Origin of the sequence: Jiangella mangrovi, assembly GCF_014204975.1 — a bacterium.
GTDB lineage: Bacteria > Actinomycetota > Actinomycetes > Jiangellales > Jiangellaceae > Jiangella > Jiangella mangrovi.
In genome coordinates this window covers 1383560-1405845 of the sequence record NZ_JACHMM010000001.1, presented here as the reverse complement: position 1 = coordinate 1405845, position 22286 = coordinate 1383560, and the positions used below count along the sequence as shown (strand labels likewise).

The following is a 22286-nucleotide window of genomic DNA, read 5'->3' as shown; positions in this document are numbered from 1 at the left end:
TGCCAGGACAGCACGAAAGGTTGATGATCATGAACGGAGGACGGTTCACGCCGCCTGCTGACGATCGAGCAGCCACCAGACGGACCGCTCTCTCGCGACGAGAGTCTGGACGGAGGCGAAGTCGGCCAAGGCCTGCACGCGATCGACGGCGATCCCACTGATCCAGAGGCTCCTGGCCCAGGTATCGACGATCGCGCGGAGTCTCGGTTCGCGGTCACGGCAGACGGCAGCCAAGGTTGCGAGGTGCGACTCGAGGCCCTCGTACCGGGCGATCTCCCAGGCGCGTTGGGGGATCTCGGCGACGAAGTGTGAGAGAAGGTCCCCGAGGGTTTCGAAGAGCAAGCGTTGGCCGGTGGGGTTGCCCCGACCCACGGCGCCTGCGGACTGATAGGTCCACACTCGGTGGCCGCCGAGCGCTTCAGGTGAGACATGCCCAGACTGTTCGATGATCGTCCGCGCGACCTGAGCCACTTCGAGCTCCTCGAGCCTGTGAAAGGCGGGCGCGGCATAGCGAACCAGAGCAACCCCGTCGAGTCGTCGCTCCAAGCGCCTGAGGACGTTGTGCTGAGCGGGATCGACCTTGAACCGGTAGTACGGGTCGTACCAGAGCCTCCACTGCTTGGCGGTCGCACCACGGAGATATTCGGGCCGTTTGAACTGCAGGATGAGACTCACTGGCAGACTCGGAAGTTGATCGGGCCTCGGAGTCCCGACCGTTGACGGCGACCAATGGGCAGGCAACAACGACAGCCCCGGAGGCCGGGGGATCCGAAGGACCCGCCAGATGAGATGGTCTGGGCCAGGGTCGGCCGCTGCGTCGAACCCCGTCAGCTTCTCCAGGACCTGACCCGGCGAGAAGACTCGCGGATTCCCTCCCAGCCCACTCGCCAGCTCGACGTTGTACGCGGTCTCGTAGCTCTTCTCCTCGAAGTCGGCGGTCACCACGCTCAGAGCATCCCGCCGAAATTGAGCGCCGGACCTCTCGCCGCGCCGTGACAACAGGCCTGTGAGCACACCCTGATGATCATCAACCTTTCGTGCTGCCAGGACAGCACGAAAGGTTGATGATCATGAACGGAGGGCGTCGCGGAGGCGGGCGAGGCCGGGGGCGATGCGGTCCTCAGCGATCGCGCCGTAGCCGAGGGCGAGGCCCTGGACGGGGTGCGCGACCGCGAGCGGCGAGAGCGGCAGGACCTCGACCCCGGCCGCGCGGGCACGGCCCGCCAGCGCGACGTCGTCGGCCGCGCGGTCCGTCAGGAGCGCCGTCACGTGCATGCCCACCAGCGACGGGACCGGGTCGAGCAGGCCGGCGAAGTCGCGACCGAGCAGCGAGGTGACCAGGTGGTGCCGCCGCGCGTACACGCGGCGCATCCCGCGGAGGTGGCGGGCGAACAGGCCCTCGTCGATCAGTTCGGCCAGCGCAGCCTGGGCGGGGACCGCCGTGTGCCAGTCGAGCAGCTGCTTGGCCTTGTGCATGGCGTCGCGCAGCGAGCGCGGGGCGACGACGAAGCCGAGGCGCAGGGTGGGCAGCAGCGTCTTCGAGAACGAGCCGACGTAGGCGACGTGCCCGCCGGCGCCCATGCCGGGGCTCAGCCCGGCGAGCGGCTCGAACGGGCGGCCGGCGAAGCGGAACTCGCTGTCGTAGTCGTCCTCGACGATCAGTGCGCCGGTCCGCCGGGCCCAGTCCAGCAGCGTCAGCCGCCGGCCCAGGGACATCGAGCTGCCCAGCGGGAACTGGTGCGACGGCGACACGTAGACCAGGCGGGCGGCGTCGGGCAGCGCCTCGACCACCAGGCCCTCGTCGTCGACCGGGACGGGGACGACGGTGTAGCCGGACGACGTGAGCAGCTTGCGGGGGAGCGGGTACCCCGGGTCCTCGACCGCGACCACGTCGCCGGGCGCGAGCAGCACCCGGGCCACGAGGTCGACGGCCTGCTGGCTGCCGCTGGTGACGATGATGTCGTCGCCGCTCGCCGGGACGCCGCGCGCGACGGCGACGTGCCGGGCGATCGCGGCCCGCAGCGGCGCGTACCCCGCGGCGGGGATGTGCGCGCCGGCGCCCACCGCCGTCGACCGCAGCTGCCGCAGCGTCAGCCGCCGCCAGGCCGCGTACGGGAACAGCGACGCGTCGGGGATGCCGGGCCGGAAGTCGAACTCGGGGTCGGGCGCCGAGAGGTCCGCAGCCTCGGGGAGCCCGGCCCAGACCGGGCGCGGGGCCAGCGCGACCTGGTCGCCGTCGCCGCTCGCGGGACCGTCCTGGGCGAGGCCGTCGGCCACGAAGGTGCCGACGCCGGAGCGGGCGGTGAGGAAGCCCTCGGCGACCAGCCGGTCGTAGGCCATGCTCACGGTGTTGCGGGCGATGCCGAGCTCGCCGGCCAGCTCGCGGGTCGGCGGCAGCGGGCGGCCCGCCGGGAGCAGCCCGGCCAGGATCGCCGTCCGGACCTGCCGGTAGATCTGGCCGGACAGATCGCCCCGCCCATCCAGCCGCACGTGCAGGTCCATGTCTGGCGAGCTTAGGACCCGGCGTGTCACCCGGCCGTGATCGGCCCAGTGCAGAAGCCCGTCCTGTGGACCAGTGGGCACCCGCCGACCCTGGCTAGCGTGGCGAACGGCTCAGTGAACACACAGGTCAGGAGGGTTTCGCCATGCGCAAGAACACGTTCCGGGCGATCGTCGGGGTGCTGGCCGCGGGCGCTGTCGCGCTGCCGGGCATCGCCGCGGCCACGGCCGGCACCGACAGCGGCCAGCACCGCGGCTGCGCGGCGCGGTTCGACGAGGCCCAGCGGATCGACATGGAGTCCTTCCGCGACTTCGACGCCGAGGCCTGGCGCGACGGCCACCACGAGGACGCCGTCAGCGTCTTCGCCAGCGGCCACCGCTTCTCCGGCATCGACGCGATCATGGCCGCACAGAAGAGCCACTTCGAGAACCGCGAGGCGATCTGGACGTGGACCGAGATCGACCGCCACGTCTACGGCTGCAAGACCGCGACCATCGAGTACGACGCCACCTACGAGCTGCCGAGCATCGGGTTCAAGTCGCGCGCGCTCACCGTCGTGACCTACACCTTCGAGCGCGGCCGCTGGCTCTCGATCTACGACCAGGGCACCGCGTTCCCGGCGGGGTCGTGACGATCGAGCGCGACATCGAGGTCGACGCCCCGCCCGACGTCGTCTTCGACGTGCTCAGCCGGTCCGAGCACCTATGGGAGTGGTGGTTCGGCGACGCCGGCGCCGGGCCGGTCGCGTTCACCGTCGTGGCGGCGGACCCGCCGAACCGGTTCGCGTTCCGGTGGCGCGCCGGCGGTCCCGGCCCCGCGCCCGGCCGGCCCGATCCGCTCGTCACGTTCGACCTGGTGCCCGCGCCCGCGGGCACCAGGCTCCACCTCACGGTGGCGACGGGGGAGGATCAGGACTCGGCGATGCGGTAGCCGGCCTCGGCGAGCGCGCGGGCCATGTGGGCGGAGTACCACTGCGGCCACTGCTCGTCGTACTGCCCGCCGAGGACCTCGGCCTCGTACTCGCCGTGCGCCGCGGCCGCCTTCTGGAGGAGGTCGAGGATGATCTCCTGGGTTCGGTCTATGGTCTGCTCCTCGTCGACGGTGCCGGTCAGCGGCCGGGCAGCCGGGTGGTGATCTCCTGCACGATCCAGCCGTTGCCCTCGGAGTCCGCGAACGAGAGGAACGAGCCGTAGCTGGCCCGCTCCGGGTGCGGCCCGGGGACGCGGTTGGCGGTGCCTGCGCGGTGGAACACCCCGGTCGCATCGTGCCAGACCTCGCTGACGTCGGCGCCGTGCGCGGCCAGCTCCTCGCGCGCGGCCTCGATGTCGTCGACGACGAGGTGCAGGCCCTGGACCGAGCCTGGCTCGGCCGAGGAGACGCCGTCGCCGAAGATGATCGAGGCGGGCGAGCCGGGCGGCGTCACCTGGACGACCCGGAAGCCGTCGTCGGTGGCGAAGTCGGCGTCGAGGCGGAAGCCCAGGCCGACGTAGAAGTCCTTGGCGCGGTCGACGTCGGCGACCGGGATGACGAGCAGTTCCAGCTTGAGGTCCATGTGTGAGCTAACCTGTCAGACCGGTGACGCATTCCGCGCGTGGTTGCGAGCACGGTAGGTGGCGGCCTTCATCCGGTTGCCGCAGGTCTGCATGGCGCACCACTCGCGCCGGCCGCCGCGGGAACGGTCGACGTAGACCTGGGTGCACTCGGGCCGGCCGCACTCCTTCAGCAGGGCGGCGTCGTTGCTCGAGAGGACGTCGACGGCGGCCCGTGCGACCTCGGAGAGTGCCTGCCGCGGCGTCGCCTCGACCCGCCGCCCGGCTGCGGTGAGCTGCGGGATGGCCGACGGGACGGCGGCCGCCCGGTTCACCAGGTCCAGCGCCTCGTCGTCGTACGGGTCGCCGAGCAGGCGCGCGCGGACCAGCGCGTAGACGGCCTCGCGCACCGCCACCGCCTCGACGAGGTCGGCCCCGGAGCTGCCGGCGTCGCCGTCGGTGACCCCGGCCTCGCGGAACCAGGCGTCGAGGTCGGCGGGCGTGCCGAGCATCTCCGTGGGCCGGTCGTCGCGCCGGGCGCGCAGCGTGCCGGCGAAGTCGAGGGCGAGGTGCCCGCAAGGAAACGCATGGTGCATATCACCAGTCTAATAGGTGACGTATCGGTCATCCCAACCGCAGGCTGACGCCGTCGAGCAGGAGCTCGAGCGAGACCCGCATGGCCGCCCGCGGGTCGCCGGCCTCGACCGCCTCGCCGGTGGCGGCGCCGACGCGCCCGGCCAGCGGGAAGCTGCGCCCGCCCATCGACCGCGCGAGCACCGGGCTCACCACCGCCCACCAGTCGAGGTCGCCGCTGCCGGCCGCCCGGACGCGGTCGAGGCCGACCTGCTGCCGCGCCGTCGCCTCGACCAGCGCCAGGATGCCGCCGAGCACCTGGTCCATCTCGAGGTCGCCGAGCCCGATGCCGTCGAGGGGCGCGAGCTCGGCCTCGTACTTGGCCGACACCCCCGGCCCGAGCACCGGCCGGCCCGGGACCACCTCGACGGTCCACGGGTGGCGCAGGTGGTGCGCCCAGTTGCGCTCGGCCACGAGCCGGACGCCGTCGCGCCACGTCGGCTGCTCGCCGGGGACGACGCTGTCGGCGTAGACCTCGCCGGCGACCGCGTCGAGCATCAGCTCGACGAGCTCGGGCTTGCCGGGGACGTGCGTGTAGAGCGTCATGGCGCCGACGCCCAGACGCTCGGCGACCCGCCGCATGGTCAGCGCGCCCAGGCCCTCTGCGTCGGCGATGGCGATGGCGTGCTCGACGACGGCCCGCTTGGTGATGCCCGTGCGCCCGGCGCGGTCGGACGGCTCCCAGAGCAGTGAGACCAGCCGGGTGGGGTCGGACGGGCGGGGCGTGTTCGACGGCACGGAAATATCCTCTCACCTTCCGTACGTTGTACCGTACACTGTACGACTCGACGCGAGGAGGGCGAGTGGAGACAGCCATCGAGGCGCGGTCGGTGCGCAAGCACTACCGCGGTACGGAGCGGCCGGCACTGGACGGGTTCGACCTGCGGGTCGCGGCCGGGTCGGTCTGCGCGTTGCTGGGCCGCAACGGCGCCGGCAAGACGACGGCGGTGCGGATCCTGACGACGCTGCTGACCATGGACGACGGGGCGGCGACGGTGGCCGGGCACGACGTGCGGGCCGACGGCGACGGCGTGCGCCGGGCCATCGGCCTGGTGGGGCAGAACGCCGCGGTCGACGAGATCCTGGGCGGCCGGGCGAACCTGGTGCTGTTCGGCCGGCTGCGTGGCCTGTCGAAGGCGGCGGCGCGGGCCCGGGCTGCCGAGCTGATCACGCGGTTCGGGCTCGACGAGGCGGCCGATCGCGCCGTCGGCACCTACTCAGGCGGCATGCGGCGTCGCCTCGACCTCGCCGCGAGCCTGGTCGTGCCGCCGTCGGTGCTGTTCGTCGACGAGCCGACGACGGGGCTCGACCCGGACGCCCGTCGCGACGTGTGGGGCACGGTCCGGCGACTGGTCGACGACGGCGTCACGGTGCTGCTGACCACGCAGTACCTCGAGGAGGCCGAGGAGCTCGCCGACCACGTCGCCATGCTCCGCGACGGCCGGGTGGTCCTCGAGGGGAGTCCGGCCGAGCTGACGTCGCTGGTCGGCGACACCCGGGTCGAGGCGGTTCTGCCGTCTACGGATGACGCGGCCGCCGCCGCCCGCACGGCCGAGGCTCACGCCGTCGGGCCGGTGGTCGTCGACGGCGTGAGCGTGGCGGTGCCGGTGGCCGACGCCGTCGCCGTCACCCGGCTCTGCGGCGCGTGGTCGGCGGCGGGCGTCGAGCCCCGCGACGTCGCCGTCCGCCGGCCCACGCTCGACGACGTGTTCGTGCACGTGAACCGCACTGCCGAGGAGGTGGCCCGATGAGCTCGCTCACCCACGACGCCATGGTGCTGGCCGGCCGTACGGTCGGCCACTGGCGCGCGCAGCCGGTGCCGTTCCTGGTCACGCTGTTGTTTCCGGTGCTGGTGGTGCTGATGATGGGCGGGCTGTTCGGCGGCGCGATCGCCGGCAGCGCGGCCGACTACGTGCCGTTCGTCGTCCCCGGGGTACTGGCCCTGACGATGCTGTTCGGACTCGAGACGACCATGGCGGCCATCACGACCGACGCATCGCGTGGCGTGACGGACCGGTTCCGGTCGCTGCCGATGCACAGCGGCGCGGTCCTGGCCGGGCGCTGCCTGGCCGACCTGGCCGCCTCGGTCGCCGGGCTGGCCGCGATGACGGTGGCCGGGTTCGCGCTCGGCTGGCGGTGGTCCGGCGGTGTGGGCGACATCGTCGCGGCGTTCGGGCTGCTGCTCCTGCTGAGGTTCGGGCTGCTCTGGGTCGGCATCTACCTGGGGCTGAAGGCACCCGGGCCTGAGGCCGTCGCCGCGGCGCAGATCCTGGTCTGGCCGGTCGGCTTCCTGTCGACGGTGTTCCTCGACCCGGCGACCATGCCGGCCTGGCTCGGCGCCGCGGCGGAGTGGAACCCGCTGTCGGCGACGGCGGACGCGGTGCGCGAGCTGTTCGGCAACCCGGGCGTCGCCGGCGGGAGTTGGCCGGCCGATCACGGACAGATGTTGTCAGTGATCTGGCCGATCCTGATGGTGGCGGTGTTCGCACCGCTGTCCGCTGTCGCCTACCGGAGGTTGAACCGATGACCGAGGCCGACTACGGCTTCATCGAGGTCCGAGGTGCCCGTGAGCACACGCTGAAGAACGTCGACGTCGACATCCCGAAACGCCGGCTGACGGTGGTCACCGGCGTCTCGGGGTCGGGCAAGTCGTCACTGGTCTTCGACACGCTCGCGGCGGAGTCGCAGCGTCAGCTCAACGCGACGTTCAGCGCGTTCGCGCAGAACCGGCTGCCCAGCTACGGCCAGCCCGACGTGGACCGGCTGTCGCACCTGTGCGCCGTCACCGTCGTCGACCAGAAGCGGCTCGGCGGCGGCGCACGGTCCACCGTCGGCACGGTCACCGACATCGGGGCACGGCTGCGGCTGATCTTCTCGCGCGCCGGCCGGCCGTTCGCCGGCTACTCCAACGCGTTCTCGTTCAACGACCCGTCCGGCATGTGCCCGGCCTGCCAGGGCCTGGGCGTCGTCAGCGTGGTCGACGAGTCGCAGCTGCTCGACCGCGACCGGTCGCTGCAGGACGGCGCCCTGACGTTCCCGGCGTTCGGGGTCGGGCAGTGGTTCTGGCGCAGCTACGCCAACAGCGGGTTCTTCGACCCGGCGCTGCCGCTGCGCGACTACACCGACGAGCAGTGGCACATTCTGCTGTATCCCGAGCTGAACGAGCTGAAGGCGCCGAACCCCGACGTCACCAGCTACGAGGGGGTCATCGCTCGGTTCAACCGGCTCTACCTGCACAAAGAGGTCGACGCCTACAAGGGCAAGACGCGCGAGGCGTTCGAGCGCATCGTCACGCGCGGGGTGTGCCCGGACTGCGGCGGCACCCGGCTGTCGTCGAACGCTCGCTCGTCGCTGATCGACGGTCGCTCCATCGCCGACCTCAACGCCATGCAGGCCGACGACCTCGTCGACGTGCTGCGGGCCATCGACGACCCCGTGGTGGCCCCGCTCGTGCAGGACGCCGCGGAGCAGGTCGGGCGGCTGGGCATCCTCGGGCTCGGCTACCTCAGCCTCGACCGCGCGACATCCACGCTGTCCGGCGGCGAGTCGCAGCGGGTCAAGATGGTCCGGCACCTCGGTAGCAGCCTGTCCGACATGCTGTACGTGTTCGACGAGCCCACGGTCGGCCTGCATCCGCGCGACGTGCACCGCCTCGGCGACCTGCTCATCGAGCTGCGCGACAAGGGCAACACCGTCGTCGTCGTCGAGCACGACCCGGAGATCATGGCCATCGCCGACCACTGCGTCGACATGGGGCCGGGGGCGGGGCGGGCGGGTGGTGCCATCACGTTCGAGGGGACGTACGACGCGCTGGTGAAGTCCGAGACGCGGACCGGTGAGGGCCTGAGGGCGGCGCGGCTCTCGCGCGACGCGGGCGCCGTGCGGACGCCGTCGGGCACCGTGCGCGTCGAGAACGCGTCGACGCACAACCTGCACGATGTCACCGTCGACCTCCCGCTGGGGGTGCTGACGGTGGTCACGGGGGTTGCGGGGTCGGGGAAGAGCAGCCTCGTCCGCGGCCACCTGCCCGCCGTCCGGCCCGACGCCGTCATGCTCGACCAGAGCGCCATCCGCGGGTCGCGGCGGTCCAGCCCGGCCACGTTCACCGGCGTGCTCGACCCGATCAGGGCGCTGTTCGCCCGCTCGACCGGGGCTCCGGCCGCGATGTTCAGCCCCAACTCCACCGGCGCCTGCCCGGAGTGCCAGGGTGCCGGGGTCATCTTCACCGACCTCGCGTTCATGGACGGCGTCACCACCGTCTGCGAGGTCTGCCGCGGCCGCCGGTTCAAGGACGAGGCGCAGCAGTACCTCGTGCGCGGCAAGTCCATCGCCGACGTGTTCGAGCTGAGCGTCGCCGAGGCGCTGGAGTACTTCACCGAGAAGGCGATCGTCCCGGTGCTGCGGCGCATGAGCGACGTCGGCCTCGACTACCTCACGCTCGGCCAGACCCTCACCACCCTGTCCGGCGGCGAGCGGCAGCGGCTGAAGCTGGCCAGCGAGCTGGTCGCCGGGGGACGCTTCTACGTGCTCGACGAGCCCACCACCGGCCTGCACCTCGCCGACGTCGCGCACCTCATCGCGCTGCTGCACCGGCTCGTCGACGAGGGCAACACACTGGTGGTCATCGAGCACAACCTCGACGTGGTCGCGGCGGCGGACTGGATCGTCGACCTCGGTCCCGGCGCCGGCCACGACGGCGGCCGGGTCGTGTTCGAGGGGACGCCGGCCGCCCTGGCTGCCGACGGGTCGACGTACACCGGCGAGTACCTGGCCCGCTACCTCGCCGGCTGAGGCCCGGTTTCGGCGGTGGGTCACCCGCCGCCGAAACCGCGGTCCTCAAAGCCCCCGCTTGGACACATCGGTGACAACAGCCGCCAGTTCGGTGTCCTCTGATGGCGTGCTGACCATTTCCTGCTCATCGACGGAGTAGCGATCGCCCGTGATCTCCAGGGTGTTGATGCGGGTGTCCTCGCCTCCCTGGATCTCGTAGGTGAGTTCGTAGGTCGCGTTGGGATCGACCTCACCGAGATACAGGGACGTCACCTCGATGCGGTAGCTGACGTTGCAGCCCGCGCTGCCAAAGCAAGTCTGCTCGAGCACCTTGATGGTCAGCAGGTAGTCCTCGGGTGTCGGCTCGTAGTAGGTCGGCTCGGGTTCGGGCTCTGGCTGCGGCCTCGGAGGCGGTGCCACAGCTGCTCCACTCGATTCCTCTGCCTTCTCGCTCGGCGCGGCGGTGGCCGTGTCCGAATCGCCGCCATCGACGGCGATGCCAACCACCGTGCCGACGATGAACGCGCCGACGATGGACGCCGCCACCACCAGGCGACGTCTGATCCGCTGTGGTCCGGCGGTATCGGAGCCGCTGGGCGGCGGTGGTTCAGGTAGGGCGGCACTGGTTCGTAGGGCGTGGTCATAGTGGGAATCCCCCCTCGGGACATGTGCCGCAGTCGGTTCACGGCGGCGCCGCGCGATCGTGCCAGGAAGATCGGACAGTTGATGGGCGTCGATCGGGATCAAGCACGCAGACCCATAGCTGGCTAAAGGTTGCCGACGGATCGGCGATCCTTACGATGCCGGGGTGATCATCGACGAGGCGCCGGCCGCGCTCGTCGCGTCGTACGGGCGCGACGACGCCGGGCGGGCCTGGCTGACCGGACTGCCGCGACTGGCCGACGAGATGCTGCGGCAGTGGGGACTGCGTCCGGACGGGGCCGCCGGGAACGGCATGGCGGCGCTGGTCGTGCCGGTCAACCGCGCCGACGGCACGCGCGCGGTCCTGCGGCTGCAGCCGGTGGGCGAGGAGAACACCGTCGCCGTCCTCGGGCTGCGCGCGTGGGACGGTGACGGCGCGGTCCGGCTGCTCGACCACGATGCCGCGACCGGCGCGATGCTGCTGGAGCGGCTCGACGGTTCGCGGCCGCTGGCGTCGGCGGGCGACGACGACGCCGTCATGACCGTCGTCGGCGAGTTGCTGGCCCGCCTGACCGTGCGGCCCGCGCCGGCCGGGCTGCCGCGGCTCGCCGACGTCGCGGCCGCCATGGTGGCGATGGCGCCCGCTGCGGCGTCGTTGCTGGGTGATGCGGGCGAACGCGAGTTGACGCGGACCTGTGCGGACGCCGTCGCCGACCTGCTGCCCGCCGCCGGGGACCGGTTGCTGCACTGGGACCTGCACGACCAGAACGTGCTGGCCGGGGAGCGGGAGCCGTGGCTGGCGATCGACCCCGTGCCGCTGGCCGGCGATCCGGGCTTCGACCTCTGGCCGGCGCTGAACAGCCGCTGGGACGCCGTCGTCGCCGGGGACGTCGAGCGGGTCGTGCTGCGCCGGTTCGACCTTCTCACCGAGATCGCCGGGGTCGACCGGGCCGCTGCCGTGGGCTGGACGCTCGGCCGGATCCTGCAGAACGCGCTGTGGGAGATCGAGGACGGGAAGGCCGCGCTCGACCCCGCCGATGTCGCCCTGGCCGAGGTTCTGCTGCGTCGTCGCGCGTGATCCACGGTCCTGTCGGCGCCCGCCGGTAAGGTTCCGGGAGTCGTCAGTCGTTCGGTGATGGGAGAGGTGCTCGTGCTCGCGAAGTTCGCCGGCCGGTGTGGAACGTGCGGTGGAGACATCCAGCCGGGTGCCGAGATCGAGAGCGCGGGCAGCGGCCGCAACCGTGCATGGGTGCACGCGGACTGCGCGGCCAGCCCCGCGCTGATCGACCTGCCCGACGGCGCGCAGCAGGGCGAGCTCGTCGCCGTCGCCCCCACCTCCGCCGCTTCGGCCGGCAAGGCGCGCGCCAAGCGGCCGCGTCCGGCGGCCATGGCGGCGCCCGAGGGTGCCATCGAGGTCTACACCGATGGCGCCTGCTCCGGCACACCCGGCCCGGGCGGCTGGGCGTGGGCCATCGACCGCGACCGGTTCGCCTCCGGCTCCGCTCCCAGCACCACCAACCAGCGCATGGAGATCACGGCCGCGCTCGAGGCCGTCCGCGCGCTCTCCGGCCCGCTGGTCGTCGTCAGCGACTCCGCCTACGTGGTCAACTGCTTCCGCGACGGCTGGTGGCGCAACTGGCTGGCCCGCGGCTGGGTCACCTCCAGCAAGTCGCCGGTCGCCAACCGCGACCTCTGGGAGCCGCTGGTCGACATGGTCGACGAGCGCGGCGACGTCGTCTTCCACTGGGTCAAGGGCCACTCCGGCCACCCCATGAACGACCTCGTCGACGAGCTCGCGGTCGCCGCCAAGGTCGCGCAGTCGTAGCTCGACTGCTAACCGGACTACACGTATCAGGTCCTTGCCCGGCACGCTTACGAACGCAGCCTCGGCCTATTGCGCCCTGCTAGATCACCAAGGAAACTACCGTGCGATCTGGCTGGCAGCGACCAGCCCGGAAAAAACATCAACGTAAACTACCTTGGCTACTGGAGATGCGAGTGAAATAGTCTTGATACAAGCGCTCGATCTCCGACGCAAGAGTTATTAGGGTGCCGCGCTCATCTCGAAATGGGCGGTCGGGATCGCCCTTAAAGGATAGCCAATTAAAGCTCGTTACGACGGCATATCGCTCATCTAGGATGAGCACCTTGGCATGTGTGTCACCTAAGCGTCTAAAGTTAAAGTTCGCATACTTGAGCGCCATCTCCTTGAGGGCGGCCTCTGCGTCCCTGTCCTTGCCGTGAGAGCCGCCGTCATCGCCAATGCCGTATCCTATCGAAATGGTAACACCCTTCTTCAGTAGCGTTTCGAGGGCGGCCATGAACGCAGGGGTGACAACGGCAGCGCGTATCCAGGGCGACACGATAAGGAGTTTTTCCCTTGCACCCTTGAGTGCATCGAAGAGAAGCGGTGCATGCTCATGTACTTCGAGGACTCTCACAGGAATCGCAGCGAGCGCCGCTTCGGCTTCATCCAGCTTAACGGCCAAAGTCGAGGCCTTATCAACCAGATCATCCTGCTGCTGGTCCGTCGCTGACAGCGTGCGTGCCTCGACGGCTACCAATTGATTCTTGTAATCCTCGGTTAGCCTACGCAATGCGATGATCTCGGTCTCATCGGTACGTTGAGCCACGAGCTGGTCCCCGATCACCGCGTCCACCGCAGATGCCGACTCGCGGAGTGATCCTACTATACCTAGCTTTCGTTGACCTTCTGCGCGTGCGAACGCGAGATCGTGCTGTTCGCTCGCACGTCCATCGATTATGAAGTGCACCGAAGTCTCATCAGCACGATCAGCCGACTCAAATACAAGCGCAACTGCGCGCAGAAAGAATTTCTCGCGCTTCTCGGCAAGCCCCAGGACGGTGAGGAGCTCCTTGTCCGCCTTCCGGGTCACATCATCTAATGCGGTCCTTACGGCCGAGGTCTCAGACGGGCCGACTGTTGGCGGATCGGCAGGGAAGGCCGGAATCTCCAGAATATCGTGGTCGCGAAGATCCCGCGGCCGCCATCGCAAAGAGTTATCGACGACCTTGTACTCAGTAGTCAGGCCATCATAGGCGAGACGTAGCACTTCCTCCTGCGCGACAATTGCCACTAGTTCACTCAAAATGAGTCTGCCGTGCTCAGTCAGCACAAAGTGTATTTCGGGCGCAGCGCCATTAGACCTAACTGGAGCAAGGTGCCGCGTGGCGACAAGACCTCCCATAATGCTCTCGACCATACGCTCCGAAAGTCCGAGGAAGCGTGACACATCGTCGCTGTGTCTAATCCCGGCCTCAACGGACCGAAGGACAAATTCTTCCAGGACTGACAACCGCTTCTTCGCCAGAAGGCGACACTTTAGAGCCACGTCCCAGAACGGAAGACCAACCTGCCGGTAGGTGACAAGGCGATATCCCGGTCGCCGAGAGAACCTGTGTACGACCTCTTCAACTGACGCAGTGGTCACGATTCCCTCGATTCTTCCACAAGGCAATCTGGGTTGCTCCGCATGTATTCCAACACGGTCAGCAACGGACTCCGACGGGTAGCGGCTTGCTGATCAATGAAACTGGCGTCGCCAATTACGAGAAGACCATCACGTGCACGGGAAAGCGCGACGTTGATCCGCTCCTCGCTCGCTAGAAATCCCAGCCCGTGTCGATTGTTGGAACGTGTGGCGCTAAACATGCACACGTCGGCCTCCTGCCCCTGATAGGCATCGACGGTCGCAACCTTCACCCTTAGATTTTCTCGCTGGTGTTCGCCCTGGGCAAGAGACTCTGTAATTTCCTGGCGTTGCGCGTCATACCCTGTCAGAACGGCGACTGTAAGCTCGTCCGACCGCTGTGCCGCGACCCATTGTAGACGGTCAAGGAGGGATGTAACGACACGCGCTTCTCCCTTATTCTTGTAGCTGCTTCCGCTAGAAACTTCACTTCGGTCTGGGCGGCGCGCTGTGTCTACCCAGACGGCTGCCGCACCAAATGCCATCTTGATAGTATCCGAGAGATCGCGGGGCTCAGACGTCAACGCACCGTCGTAAAAGCACTGACTGACAAGGTTCCCAATGGTGGGGTGCATCCTATGTTGGTGGGTGAGTGAAAAGCGGCATTCGGCGGGCAAGCGCTCCGCAAGGACGGAAAATAGCGTCTGACCGATCTCGTCCGGCGTTAAGTTGAAGCGCTCAAGAAGACGGACGTCTTTCAGAGCATGATCAACAAATGGCGGCAGCTGTCGATCATCGCCGACTAATACCCATCGCCTGCTGCTTGCTAGCGGTACGAGGGCCTCAGTTGCAGTGGCCTTCGAAGCCTCATCGATAATGCATAGGTCGAATGGAATCAATTCGACCCCGGGTGTCCCAGTTAGACCGACACATGTTGCTGCAACCACCTGGGCGCGGGCTACCAACGCACCCGAGAATTCCGCACCGACCCCGAAGCGCTCGTGCCAATCGCTAGCGACCGCGTCAAGGGCGCTCAATCGAGGGTCGGACTTGTAGCGGCGTTCCTTGGCGACGGAGAGCAGCTCGTCAGAAGGCTTCTCAGCGTCAGTGGAAAGCGCCGCGGCCAAGGAAGCGCGCGCTGAGGTCTCCTGTGAGCTCTGCTCTCGGAGATCCGAGCGCCACTCGGCGAGACTCTGCTCCATCGCCAAGAGTCGGGTTGCGAGTGGTCCTCCGGACTCGAGGCGGGATGCGGCGTCGATGCCTACCTCGATGAAACGTTGGACCGCAGCCTCCAACTCCTTACTCAGGCCCTTCGTGGTGACGCGCTCGATGCGGTCGGCAGCCTCTAAAAGGGGCACCGCAAGCGAATCAATCGACTCGATCTCCCGCACCAACGCGCGCCGCTCGGACTGCCTCAGTGAGATTCTGGAGCGCAAATCCTTAACTCGCTCTGTGCGGCGCTCGAGCTCTCGCGCAAGTCCCTCGACGTCTTGGCCGGAGATTTCTATACCATTCCGCTGAGCGAACTCCACGATAAACTTCCGACTCTGCTGGACCGCCTCCTCTCGCCATTGGCTCATTTGTGCGTTCGAGCCGAGCGGCTCGACATCCTCAGCGAGGCGTTCCGTGCGTCCGAGCCTCAGCATCGCTGCCTCCGGAACGATCTCGCGTATACGCATGAGCGCATTGTCGAGAGCGATGTGAGTTTGGGATGCGAGAACGATTCGCGCGGCCGGATTTAGCCGCAGCTCCTGAGTCACAAGCTCGGCTATGAATGTCGTCTTCCCAGTGCCGGGCGGTCCATGTACGAGAAGGAAGTCTCGTGCTCCTAGGGATGCCTGGACGGCCACTCGCTTGGCAGGATCTAGGCCTTGCTGTCTAAATTGGTCGATCTCGTAGGGTGCAGGTTTGGCGCTTGCGGCGGGTGAGGTAAGTAGGTCTCGAAGGTCCTCGCGAACTGAACGCCTACCGACGATGCGCTCGAGCGCGGCCTGTTCGCGCCGTAGTTTTGATCGCGACGATTCAGCATCAAATTCGAGGATGCCACGGCTGGGCAAGGTAGCCGCCGAACCACGCGTCATATAGAGGATTACTTCGTCATTCTCAACTCCTTCAATGTCGCCGTAGAATACTCGCCGGTTTCCGCTTCTGACAAGCCGGCTCTCGTTGACCTCGATGCTCTCCGCTTCCCCGCTTATCTTGAAGCGCACGCGACTGCCTTGCGTGCGGAAGCTCAGATACTTGATCGGCGAGCTGCGCCCTGCCTCTAGCGCGAATTTCGCTCGAAGCGAGCCTCGCCATGAGTTGAAGACGGACGCTTCTTGTTGCTCGACCTCTGCACTAGCTCGGATCGCATCCTGGCGGCTGACCTGCTCAAGATGCGCGTGGAGCTGCTGCGCGGCTTTGGCAGGGTCAGTGGGAACTGATGTGCGGAGCGTCACAGGAGAGCGATACCAGTTGGCTCTGGCGTACTCAAGCACTTGGGCTGGGGGCCGGCTAATTCGTTGGACTCGCACGACGCCGGCGCGGGTTCTATGGAGCTGCGCTCTCAAAATGATGGTTTGGCCGGCGATCTGAAGATCGGGCCGCTCCTGGCGATGATCGAACGCGAATGCGCCTACCGCCGAGAGGTCTTCGAGTATCTGGGAAAGCGGCGCAGTGCTAGATGCCATTCCGTACTGCTTGGCGTAGGTTTCGATGACGCGTTCTGGGACGTCTAGAAATACTTCAAGCTCCCCGCGACGTCGAAGTTCCCGGGCATCCTGGAGTTCCTTGATTCGCGCCAGAAGAACACTGGCGCTGTCGGGACGCTGGTCCGGATCTGTATGCAGGGCGGGCGCGAGTATGCCGCTAACGTCGGCCGGCAAATCTAGGCCCTGGAACAGTTGTGCGGCCCGGTTGTGGTCCTGCGGCACCTTGCCACTGAGGCAAACGACTAGGAGCACGGCAAACGAGTAGATATCGTACGCGGGCGTCGGATTTGATGTCCCGCGTTCGGGTGGCGCATATGGTGCGGTGCCGAGGGGCGCCATTGTGATACCGAGATTTACAGTCTCAGTCAATCGAGTAGTGCCGAAGTCGGCGATCTTATAGCGACCGTCCGCAGTGACCAGAATATTTTCTGGTTTTACGTCCCGGTGGACAAATCCTGCGGCATGGATCAAGGCGAGGCCAGCGAGGATATCCTGGGCGATCGGCCAGAAGTCGTCCCACCCTTCGAGCGCAAGGCTCGATAGTTCGGAGAATAGGTCTGACTCAAGCCACTCAAAGACCAGATAGGGTGCGCCATCTTCGGTGCGGCCCCAGTCGATGAGGCGCGCAAGGTTCTCATGGTTACCCAGCGCCTGGTAGGTGGTTAGCTCGTTGCTCCATGCCGCACTTAGAACTTTATCGTCGAATACCCGCGTCGGGTTGAATACCTTTACCGCTACTGATTGGTTGTTCTGTTCTAGGTCCACCGCTTTGAATAGGCGAGCGTGGCCGCCTTCTTGGATTGGGGTCGATGGAAGCGCGAAGCGCCGTTCGAGGATCTGCGACACGTTCCCCCCATGGGATGCGAACGAACTCGTCGCGTCGGGGCGACGGGCCCAACGTGATCTTTCTACCGTATAGTGAGCATTGGCGGAAGGCTTCGCTCGGCGGATTTGCTGCTGGTGTTGCGATTCCCCTCGCGGCTCTAACCTTCACATGTGCGTCGAGGCCAGGTACTGGCCATCGTGATGATGCCGGCCAGGACGGAACTTCGGCGCGAGCTACTGGGCGCGATGGGTGCGGCGTCGGCGCGCAGGTCAGCCGCGCAGGGTGATCCCGAAAGAGCGGCCGTAGGCCTGGTGGGTGCCGACCCGCAGCAGGGCGCCGCCGGCCGTGTGCTCGACGGTGACCGCTCGGTCGCCGGCCACGCGGGTCAGCGTCCGGCCGGGCAGCAGCACCTCGATCGCGTCGCGGTCCATCGTCGGGTCCGAGACCGCGACCGTGGTGAGCCGGCCGGCCCGCGTCTGCGCCAGCACCGACGCCGGTCCATCGACGGAGAGCCCGCCGGCCTCGTGCGGCCCCGCTGAGAAGGTGTTGACGCCGGTCAGGCGCAGTCCGGTGTGACGCACGGCCTGGACGTCGGCGGTGTTCGCCAGCACCTCGATCGGGCTCGCCGTGCCATACGCCGCCAAGGTCGCTTCGGTCGCGTGCGGGACCAGCGCCCAGACGTGCGACGACGGTGCCGCATCGGCCGCGTGGTCGACGGCCACGCCGAAGACGCGCTTGGTGACGGCGGTATCCGGGTTCGAGGTGCGGACCACGCGGCGGCTGCGCGTGACGGTGTCCAGCGCGACCCGGACCGGCTGCTGCGACAGGAACACGTAGCCGACCGCGCTGCCCTGCGCCGGGTTCGCGTAGCGCAGCCAGGCGAGGTCGGCGGTGCCCGGACCGGTCCACGAGGCGCCGGACCGGAGCGCGCCGGTCGCCGTCACCGGGTCGGCCGCGGGGGCGATGCGGGCGTCGACGGTGCTCGTCGCGCCCCGGCCGGCGTCACCCCCGACCCCGGCGGCGAGCACGACGATCTCGTCGTCGAACAGGAACCACGACTTCGTCGCCGTCGCGTTGCGGTAGACCACGAAGTCGTCCGGCAGGACCCCGTCCTGCTTCGCCGCCCACGCGACGTCGCTCGACTGCACCAGCGCGGCGCTCCCGTAGGCGCCCAGCGTCGCGCCGCCGGAGTGGCCGTTGGTGCCGCGCGGGAAGTAGACGTAGGTGTTCTGCGACTCCGACGACGACGTGAAGTTCAGCGGGTGACCGGGGTTCTCGTAGTACGGCGTGCCGTAGAGCTGCGGGATCGTCCGGCGCTCCTCGACCGGCGCGGTGACCCCGGCGAGGCCGTACGGCGACACCGTCGTGAAGTAGTCGACGCCGAAGGCCTGGCTCTGGTCGGCACCCGACAGGTACAGGTAGTGCGCGCCGTCGCCCTGGAACCAGGGCATGAGGTTCTCGTGGTTCATGTACTCGTACTTGCTGATCCGGTCCGAGCTGCGGGCCAGCGCGAACGCGTAGCCGGGGCGGCGGTGGACGGTCTTGTCCATGGCGTTGAACGCGACGCAGCGCTCCGGCGGATTGAGGTCGGCCGGCTCGACGGTGTCGTCGGCGACGAGGTCGGCGTACGCCGCGGCGCTGACCGGCGAGACGAACGTGGCCGGGTTCAGGCTCGCCCGCGAGGTCGACCGGATCGCCTTCACGTAGCCGCGCAGCCTGCCCCGGTCCTGGTCGCCGGCGTGCTCGGCGAGGTCGACGACGGCCTCGACCACCGTCGCGACGTCGGAGTACCCCGTCGCCGTCCGCGAGACCGCCCGGCCCTTGACGATCTCCATCATCCAGCCCTCGAAGATCAGCGGCGCGAACCCGTCGGTCACCCACCGCTGCACGACGGGCACCAGCACGGCGCCGTCGGCGAACCCCGTCCCGTCCAGGATCTTCAGCGTCTGCACGACCCGGGTCAGCAGGGCCCGGCCGTACGAGCCGGTGTAGGCGACCGAGTGGTGCTGGATGAACGAGCCGTCGGCGTAGTAGCCGTCGGTGTTGCCGTGGCGCAGCGCGTAGGGGTCGATGGTGGCGAAGACGGTGAGCTGGTCCTCGATCGCCTTGCGGATGCGGGCCTCGTCGCCGAGCAGCGCCCCCTGGATCATCCGGTTCGTCGTGATGTCGGCGAGGTTCGCGCCGGTGTGGAACCGCGAGTCCAGGTTCACGTCGCCGTCCGTGCCGTTGCGCAGGTAGGCGTCCATCGAGGCGACGTAGGTAGTGGTCAGGTCGGCGGGGGCCGCTTCCGCGAGCAGCGCGAGGGTCTTGCCGACGTGCGTCGAGATGCCGATCTCCCAGGTGAACCAGTTGCCGTAGTAGCCCGCCGACTGGTCGCCGTAGTAGTGCTCGTGCAGCCACACGAGGCCGTCTTTCACCTCTTGCTGTGCCGTCTCGTCTCCGTGCAGGGTGGTCCCTGGGGTGGCGGTGGCCAGCGCGATCTCGTAGAGATGCTGGAAGCTGGCGTTGAGGTTGGGATCGCTGGTGCCGAGCGGGAGACCGGCGAACAGCTCGCCGTCCCCGGCGTTGGTGAGGGCGGTGCGCCAGGTCGCGGCGGTGCTGTCGACGGCGGTCAGCTTGGCCGCGACGGCCGGGTGGGTGTTCACCTCCGGCGTGCCGGCGAAGATCGTCGTGGTGTTGGCGAGCAGCCGATCGGTTCCCGGTGTCGGGCCCGGTGTCGCTCCCGGGCCGGGGGACGCGCCCGCCTTCAGGGGCGGCACGGCCGCGGCCAGACCGGCCGCGGACAGGATCGACAGCACTCGGCGGCGGCTCATCTCCACGGGTCCTCCTCGGCAGAGGTCTAGACCTTACGGGCGGGAGTCAAGCACGCGAGGATGCCGCTGGCAAGCGCTTGCCGGTCACCGTGGGCGCTGTTCGCCTTCCTGGCCGACGCCGGGTGCGAGGGTCCGGAGCGGACGCCCGACGGTGGGTCCAGCGCAGGACCTCCCGTCGAACGCGCACACGGCTGTCGGTGGCGGCGGCTAGCGTCGGGCGGGTGACTGACGCCGCCTTCCTCGATGCCATCAGTACGTCCTACGACACCGTCGCCGACACCTACGTCGAGCGCTATCCGGCGACGCGGCTCGGCCCGCTCGGCCACGCCATGCTGCGGGCGTTCGCCGAGATCGTGCTGGCCGAGAGCAAGGGCCCGGTCGCCGATCTCGGGTGCGGCCCCGGCGGGCTGACGGCGGTGCTGGCCGGCCACGGGCTCGACGTGTCCGGCATCGATCTCTCGCCGCGCATGATCGAGCATGCCCGCGCGGCGCATCCGGACCTGGACTTCCGTGTCGGCTCCATCACGGCGCTCGACCTGCCCGACGGCGAGCTGGGCGGCGCCGTCGCGCACTTCTCCACCCACCACCTGCCGGCCGAGGAGCTACCCGGCGTGTTCGCCGAGTTCCACCGCGTCCTCGCGCCCGGCGGTCACCTGCTGCTCGGCACCCATCTCGGCGCCGACGAGCACCTCCGGCCGACCGAGGCCTACGGCGTCCACCCCGTCACCTACGAGTGGTTCCTGTTTCCGGGCGAGCTCATCGCGTCGCTGCTCACCGATGCGGGCCTGACCATCACCGCACGCCTCGATCAGCCCAACCCCAAGGGAGCGGGCCGGTCGTTCGCCTACTTCCTCGCCCGCAGGGAGAGTTGAGGATGCGCATGTAGAAGAGGCGATCCGAACACATATGCGATAGAATGCGACGTATGGTCATCATGCTGGACGCGGAGACGGCGGGAGCACCCGCCGACGTGTCGTGGTTCGACGAGTGCGAACCCGGCTCCGACGTCGCGTGCTGGCTGGTCGACGGCGACATCGTGCCGGTCACCGAGGTGGTGCCGGCCATCCAGGTGTCGACGGTGGCCCCGATCCGCGCGGAACTGGCCGCGCTGGCCGTCGTGGACGAACTCGGCGCGGCAGAGGTGGCGGCCGACGAGCTCAGCGAGTTGATCGCCTCGTGCCAACGAGTGATGTCCCAGGCCCGAGCCCTGCAGGCGACCTTGGTCGAGGAGTTGGCATCACGCCCGGAGCTGGCGCCGGCTCAGCCGGCGGCCGGCTACCGGTCGGTCAGCGCCGAGTCGTGTGCGGCTCTGGAGCTGACGGCGCCGCTGGCGCTGACCTCGGGGCAGGCGGAGTACCTGGTCAACGAGTCGGTGCAGCTGGTGCGCGACTTCCCTGCGACGCATGCCGCCCTGGCGCAGGGCGAGATCGACGAGCGGCGGGCGCGGCTGATCATGTCCGAGCTGGGTCGGCACGACAGCGAGATCGCGGCGGCGGTCGAGGCGGCCGTCCTGGGGCGCGCCGGCGAGCAGAACACCGATCAACTACGGCGTCGACTGAAGGGCCTGGTGCATCGGCTGGCACCTCAGGAGGCCGAGGAGAGCCGGGCGCGCGCGGCGGCGGATCGGTGCGTGCGGGTGTCGCCGGCCGAGAACGGGATGGCGTGGATCGAGGCGCTGATGCGTGCCGAGGACGCCGCCGCGGTCGAGGCGGTCCTCGACTCGGGCGAGAAGGCCCTGAAACGAGCCGACGCGGACGCGGGTGACGCCCGTGCCCGCACTCGCGACCAGCGTCGTGCGGACGTCCTCGCGCGGCTCGCGTGGGCCGCACTCGCCGCCGGCCGCATCGATCCGGCCGCAGCCGGCACGACGGCGAGCGGCGACGACGCGGCCCGAAGCCCGCTTCGCGAGGCGGCGGCCGGACTGTCACTGAGCGGCGCGCACGGGCGCCCGGTCGCGGTCCAGGTCACGGTCTCGCTCACGACGCTCGCAGGGCTCGACGAGGAACCGGGTGACCTGGACGGATACGGCCCCATCCCAGCCCGGGTCGCGCGCGAGCTGGCCGCAGCCGGGATCTGGCAGTGGGTCGGCTGCGATCCGGTCACCGGCGCCGTTCTCGACCACGGGCGCACTCGCTACACACCCACCCGCGACCTCGTCGATCACGTTCTGCTGCGCGATAGGACCTGCAAGGCGCCCGGGTGCGCCGTCCCCGCCGTCCGCTGCGACCTCGACCATGTCCACGCATACAGCGCCGGCGGCTCCACCTGCGCGGCGAACCTGGTCGCGCTGTGCCGCAAGCACCACCTGATCAAGCACCATGGTCCGTTCACGGTCGACCAGCCCGAGCCGGGCACCCTGCGCTGGATCAGCCCCACCGGCCGCACGATCGTCAGCGGTCCCGCCCGAGCCGCGCCCACACCCGACGATCCGCCGTTCTGACCGCTTGCG

General features: G+C 68.8%; 17 protein-coding genes and 1 pseudogene. 9 read left to right on the top strand and 9 right to left on the bottom strand.

From position 1 onward, the window contains the following. Positions 1-45: 45 nt before the first annotated feature. Positions 46-945 (bottom strand): hypothetical protein, encoded by a 900-nt coding sequence (locus HD601_RS06505; protein ID WP_184820346.1) that lies wholly within the window; start codon positions 943-945, stop codon positions 46-48. 123 nt (positions 946-1068) lie between these two features. Beyond that, positions 1069-2502 carry a MocR-like pyridoxine biosynthesis transcription factor PdxR gene (gene pdxR, locus HD601_RS06500; protein WP_184820344.1) on the bottom strand — a complete coding sequence of 478 codons (1434 nt, stop codon included), beginning with the start codon at positions 2500-2502 and terminating at the stop codon, positions 1069-1071. A 143-nt stretch (positions 2503-2645) separates the two neighbouring features. Here pdxR and HD601_RS06495 point away from each other — a divergent pair, with 143 nt between their 5' ends. Both HD601_RS06495 and HD601_RS06490 read left to right on the top strand, forming a co-directional pair. Continuing rightward, on the top strand, positions 2646-3131 hold the full coding sequence (locus tag HD601_RS06495; RefSeq protein WP_184820342.1) for a DUF4440 domain-containing protein: 486 nt from the start codon (positions 2646-2648) through the stop codon (positions 3129-3131). Beyond that, entirely contained in the window at positions 3128-3430 is a 303-nt protein-coding gene (locus tag HD601_RS06490) for an SRPBCC family protein (RefSeq protein ID WP_184820340.1), read from the top strand. The genes HD601_RS06495 and HD601_RS06490 overlap by 4 nt, the downstream gene beginning before the upstream one ends. Here the strand turns inward: HD601_RS06490 and HD601_RS06485 are convergent. The 3 genes and pseudogenes from HD601_RS06485 to HD601_RS06475 form a co-directional block, all read right to left on the bottom strand. Further along, a pseudogene (locus tag HD601_RS06485) lies at positions 3409-4052 on the bottom strand (VOC family protein). The gene HD601_RS06490 and the pseudogene HD601_RS06485 overlap by 22 nt on opposite strands. A gap of 15 nt (positions 4053-4067) precedes the next feature. After that, entirely contained in the window at positions 4068-4625 is a 558-nt protein-coding gene (locus tag HD601_RS06480) for a CGNR zinc finger domain-containing protein (RefSeq protein WP_184820336.1), read from the bottom strand. Positions 4626-4653: 28 nt separating this feature from the next. Next, a complete protein-coding gene (locus tag HD601_RS06475; protein ID WP_221440621.1) occupies positions 4654-5400 on the bottom strand; it encodes a TetR/AcrR family transcriptional regulator C-terminal domain-containing protein in 747 nt (248 codons plus the stop codon). Positions 5401-5465: 65 nt separating this feature from the next. Between HD601_RS06475 and HD601_RS06470 the strand changes: the two genes are divergently transcribed. From HD601_RS06470 to HD601_RS06460, 3 genes are read left to right on the top strand one after another with little or no spacing between them, the layout of a single operon-like run. Then, positions 5466-6413: an ATP-binding cassette domain-containing protein gene (locus HD601_RS06470; protein ID WP_184820334.1), complete on the top strand. Its 948-nt coding sequence runs from the start codon at positions 5466-5468 to the stop codon at positions 6411-6413. After that, entirely contained in the window at positions 6410-7189 is a 780-nt protein-coding gene (locus tag HD601_RS06465) for an ABC transporter permease (RefSeq protein WP_184820333.1), read from the top strand. The genes HD601_RS06470 and HD601_RS06465 overlap by 4 nt, the downstream gene beginning before the upstream one ends. Continuing rightward, the gene (locus HD601_RS06460) at positions 7186-9453 is read left to right on the top strand and encodes an ATP-binding cassette domain-containing protein (protein ID WP_184820332.1); all 2268 of its coding nucleotides are present in this window, start codon (positions 7186-7188) and stop codon (positions 9451-9453) included. Before HD601_RS06465 ends, HD601_RS06460 begins: the two co-directional genes overlap by 4 nt. A gap of 45 nt (positions 9454-9498) precedes the next feature. Here HD601_RS06460 and HD601_RS06455 read toward each other — a convergent pair whose 3' ends face one another. Continuing rightward, positions 9499-9981 carry a hypothetical protein gene (locus tag HD601_RS06455; protein ID WP_184820331.1) on the bottom strand — a complete coding sequence of 161 codons (483 nt, stop codon included), beginning with the start codon at positions 9979-9981 and terminating at the stop codon, positions 9499-9501. Positions 9982-10240: 259 nt separating this feature from the next. On the opposite strand from HD601_RS06455, the gene HD601_RS06450 reads away from it, so the two are divergent. Together HD601_RS06450 and HD601_RS06445 are read left to right on the top strand one after the other, a co-directional pair. Further along, entirely contained in the window at positions 10241-11152 is a 912-nt protein-coding gene (locus HD601_RS06450; RefSeq protein WP_221440619.1) for an aminoglycoside phosphotransferase family protein, read from the top strand. A gap of 57 nt (positions 11153-11209) precedes the next feature. Continuing rightward, the gene (locus HD601_RS06445; RefSeq protein ID WP_184820330.1) at positions 11210-11899 is read left to right on the top strand and encodes a ribonuclease H family protein; all 690 of its coding nucleotides are present in this window, start codon (positions 11210-11212) and stop codon (positions 11897-11899) included. Between the two features lie 139 nt (positions 11900-12038). Here the strand turns inward: HD601_RS06445 and HD601_RS06440 are convergent, their stop codons facing one another. The 3 genes from HD601_RS06440 to HD601_RS06430 form a co-directional block, all read right to left on the bottom strand. Then, positions 12039-13211 carry a phospholipase D-like domain-containing protein gene (locus HD601_RS06440; RefSeq protein ID WP_184820329.1) on the bottom strand — a complete coding sequence of 391 codons (1173 nt, stop codon included), beginning with the start codon at positions 13209-13211 and terminating at the stop codon, positions 12039-12041. 311 nt (positions 13212-13522) lie between these two features. After that, on the bottom strand, positions 13523-17044 hold the full coding sequence (locus HD601_RS35475) for an AAA domain-containing protein (RefSeq protein WP_184820328.1): 3522 nt from the start codon (positions 17042-17044) through the stop codon (positions 13523-13525). Between the two features lie 249 nt (positions 17045-17293). Then, positions 17294-19843, bottom strand: coding sequence for a polysaccharide lyase family 8 super-sandwich domain-containing protein (locus HD601_RS06430; protein WP_184820326.1), 2550 nt, complete (start codon positions 19841-19843; stop codon positions 17294-17296). A gap of 215 nt (positions 19844-20058) precedes the next feature. On the opposite strand from HD601_RS06430, the gene HD601_RS06425 reads away from it, so the two are divergent. Together HD601_RS06425 and HD601_RS06420 are read left to right on the top strand one after the other, a co-directional pair. Next, on the top strand, positions 20059-20709 hold the full coding sequence (locus HD601_RS06425; RefSeq protein ID WP_184820324.1) for a methyltransferase domain-containing protein: 651 nt from the start codon (positions 20059-20061) through the stop codon (positions 20707-20709). Between the two features lie 53 nt (positions 20710-20762). Beyond that, complete coding sequence (locus tag HD601_RS06420; RefSeq protein ID WP_184820322.1) at positions 20763-22277, top strand: HNH endonuclease signature motif containing protein; 1515 nt, start codon at positions 20763-20765, stop codon at positions 22275-22277. Positions 22278-22286 lie beyond the last annotated feature (9 nt).